Here is a 3,139-nt window from a genome sequence, read left to right as displayed (position 1 = left end):
TGCCGCCGACGCCATCGCCGCCCTCGATGATCACCAGATCGTCGATGCCCGCGCGGCGCAGCGCGACGGCCGCGCCGAGCCCGCCGAAGCCGGCGCCGATGATGGCCACCTTCGGTCCGCGCCGACGCCGGGTGGCCGCCCGAATCCGCCCAATGGCATAGAGCCGTCGTGCTTTTCGACTCGTCACGGTCCGTCCCCGGCGCGGCGGACCAGCAGGCCTTCCAGGTCCCCGTCGGCGCGCCACTGCTGCAGAATGTCGGCGTACTCGGTGGGTGCGCCGAAGAAGAAGCTGCCCTGCCGAGTCTTGGCGTCGGCCTTGCCTTCCCGGTTGTAGTAGCCGGGCGTACACGTCTTGGCACGCTCAGCGCTCGCCACCGACCGGGCCACCACCGTGTCGACCCAGGCGGCTTCGGCGGCCGGCGCGGCCTCGATTTCGGTGATGTCTTGCGCGAGTGCGGTCGCGATGATCCAGGCGACGTGGCCGGCCTGCACGTCGAGCAGATAGGGGAAGTTCACCGTCAACCCGGCCTGGGCGATGCTTTCGATGAAGCAGTTCGGGAACCGGGTCGTGCACAGGCCTTGGAAGGTGCGCACGCCGTCGTTCCAGTGCTCGGAGAGCGACACGCCGTCGCGGCCGATCAGCTCGAATCCGGTGCGGCGGCAGTAGTCGGTGCCCACCTCGAAACCCGTTGCGAAGATGAGGCAGTCGAGCTCGTAGGCCACGCCGTCGACCACCGCACCGGTTTCGGTGATGCGCTGCACCCCGAGGCCCCGGGTGTCGACCAGGGTGACGTTGTCCCGGTTGTACGTCTGCAGATACTCGTCGTGGAAACAGGGCCGTTTGCAGAAGTATCCGTACCACGGTTTGAGCGCCTCCGCGGTGGCGGGATCGGAGACGATCGCGGCGACGCGCGCCCGGATCTCGTCCATCTTGGCGAAGTCGGCCAGCTCGATGTCGCGGCCGAGCTGTTCGGGATCGGAAAGGTCGTCCGGATTCTGACGCATGACCGGCAGTTTGCGGGTGATGCTCGTCCAGGCGTCGGCGACCAGATCCTGGTCGGCTTGGCCTCCGGCGGTGAGGATCTGAAAGTTCTGAATCCGCTCGCGCTGCCAGCCGGGCCGTAAAGTGTTGGCCCACTGCGGGTCCGTGGCGCGGTTGGCCCGGACGTCCACTGAGGACGGGGTGCGCTGAAAGACGTAGAGCCGCTGCGCGGCAGCGGCGAGGTGCGGTACACACTGGATCGCCGTGGCACCCGTTCCGATGATGCCGACGCGCTTGTCGGCCAAATTCTGCAGGTTTTCTCCGGTGTAGGCATAATCCCAGCGGCTGGTGTGAAACGCATGGCCGCGGAAGGCGCCGAGTCCTTCGATACCCGGCAACTTCGGTCTGGCCTGATAGCCGTTGGCCATCGAGACAAACCTGGCGCGCATTTCGTCGCCCCGGTCGGTGCGGATGATCCAGCGCGATCCGGCCGAATCCCAACGGATTTCCCGCACCTCGGTCCGCAGGCAGGCGTCACGGTAGAGGTCGAAGTGCTCGGCGATGCGCCGGCAATGCGCAAAGATCTCCGGGCCCTTCGCATACTTTTCGGTTGGGGTGTACCCCAACTCCTCGAGCAGGGGCATGTACACGTACGACTCGACGTCACATGCGATTCCGGGATAGCGGTTCCAATACCAGGTGCCGCCGACGTCGGCCGCCCGGTCGATCAACCTCACGCGTGCGACGCCGAGCTGTCGCAGCCGCGCCCCGGTCAACAGCCCGCCGAATCCCGCCCCGACGATGGCGACGTCCACCTCGTCGGTGAGCGGCTCGCGGACCAGCTCCCCGTCCACCCACGGGTCGTCGGCGTATCGGGCGAACGCGCCGGCCATCTCGACGTACTGTGCAATGCCGTCCGCGCGGATACGGCGCGCGCGTTCTTCGGCGTACTTGCGTCGCAGCGCGTCGACGTCCAGCGCCTGCCCAACGGTCTCGGTCACGGCCTCGGGTTCCTCTCGTGGCCTCGACCTTATAATCAATCGCTTGATCATATCAAGGGCGCGGCACACCGCTGGTCGGTTACCTGGGGCTAGTGCCTCGGGCAAGCAGCGTGCCCCGGATCAGTTGCCTCGCCGACCCGAGCGCCGCGTGATACTCCTCGGGCGGCAGCGTGGCCGCCAACTCCGTCAGGCCGTAGATCAGCGCGTAGATCGCCTCGGCAACACCACCCCGGTCGGCACGGCCGGCGAGCCCGCCCTCGCGGACAGCGTCCTCGACGATGCCGTCGATGATTTCGCGGAACGCCTTAAACCCGCCCGCCGCCGTGGCATCGACGGCGATCGCGTTCTCCGCCCGGAGCACCCACTCGAACGCCGCCAGGTCGGGGTACTCGCGCATCAGCCGGCCCGATTCGTCGAGGACCGCTTCTAGTCGCGCGATCGCGCTGCCCGGGCGGGCGGCCGCCCGCAGCCTGGGAAGCGCGATCTGGTCCATCTCGCTGACGGTGGCGTCTAACAACTCGGACTTGTTCGGGAAGTAGTTGTAGAGGCTTGCACTGGTCACATTCGCGGTGCGGGCGATCTCACGAATCGTTGCCCGCGCGTACCCCGCCGCGGCCACGCACCGCATGGTGGCGACGATGATCCGCTGGCGAGTCTTTTCGCCACTGGCACCGACCGGCCGCCCGCGCTGCGTCCGAATCACGGTGCTGCCTCCACTGATCGCATCCCGTCCGCCGACCGATGGCGCCGACGAATTGAATATAATCGGACGATCGATTTGTTGTTGGCGCGGAGGTGCCCGGTGCGTGACCGACAAACCCCCGAGGCACCATGACTGTCACTCCGCCGCAACTGGGCCGCCCGGTGGGCGCCGACGGCGAGCAGACCCGGGCGCGAATCATCGCCGCGGCGATGCGCTGTGTCGGTGAGGCGGGCTATACCCGCGCGACGATTCGTGAGATCGCCCGCACCGCGAATGTGACCAGTGCAAGCCTCTACAACTACTTCCCGAACAAGTCAGAACTGTTGAAGGCCGCGGTGGCGGCGCGGACCGATGTCGCGGTCCCGCGACTGCGTCAGGCGGCCGCCCGCCCGGGCAGCGCGATCGCGCGACTAGAAGCGGTCCTCGACGAATCGGGCCGGCTGATGCGCGAGT

At 67.6% G+C, this 3,139-nt stretch carries 3 protein-coding genes and 1 pseudogene; 1 reads left to right on the top strand and 3 read right to left on the bottom strand.

Annotated features, from left to right (window positions below; all coding sequences use genetic code 11):
* The 3 genes and pseudogenes from A5652_RS26565 to A5652_RS08435 all read right to left on the bottom strand — a co-directional run.
* Positions 1 to 187, bottom strand: a pseudogene (locus tag A5652_RS26565) (NAD(P)/FAD-dependent oxidoreductase); the annotation flags it as partial.
* Positions 184 to 1,983 carry an NAD(P)/FAD-dependent oxidoreductase gene (locus A5652_RS08440; protein ID WP_067349117.1) on the bottom strand — a complete coding sequence of 600 codons (1,800 nt, stop codon included), beginning with the start codon at positions 1,981 to 1,983 and terminating at the stop codon, positions 184 to 186. The gene A5652_RS08440 and the pseudogene A5652_RS26565, both read right to left, overlap by 4 nt.
* Positions 1,984 to 2,062: 79 nt before the next feature.
* Positions 2,063 to 2,686 carry a TetR/AcrR family transcriptional regulator gene (locus A5652_RS08435; RefSeq protein WP_067349122.1) on the bottom strand — a complete coding sequence of 208 codons (624 nt, stop codon included), beginning with the start codon at positions 2,684 to 2,686 and terminating at the stop codon, positions 2,063 to 2,065.
* Between the two features lie 128 nt (positions 2,687 to 2,814).
* On the opposite strand from A5652_RS08435, the gene A5652_RS08430 reads away from it, so the two are divergent.
* Positions 2,815 to 3,139 (top strand): TetR/AcrR family transcriptional regulator (locus A5652_RS08430; RefSeq protein WP_156745223.1); only part of this gene is annotated, 325 nt, incomplete at its 3' end.

The sequence above is a fragment of the Mycobacterium sp. 1165178.9 genome, assembly GCF_001673555.1.
GTDB lineage: Bacteria > Actinomycetota > Actinomycetes > Mycobacteriales > Mycobacteriaceae > Mycobacterium.
Note: the sequence above shows the minus strand (reverse complement) of the source record. Positions and strands in the feature narration are given on the sequence as shown.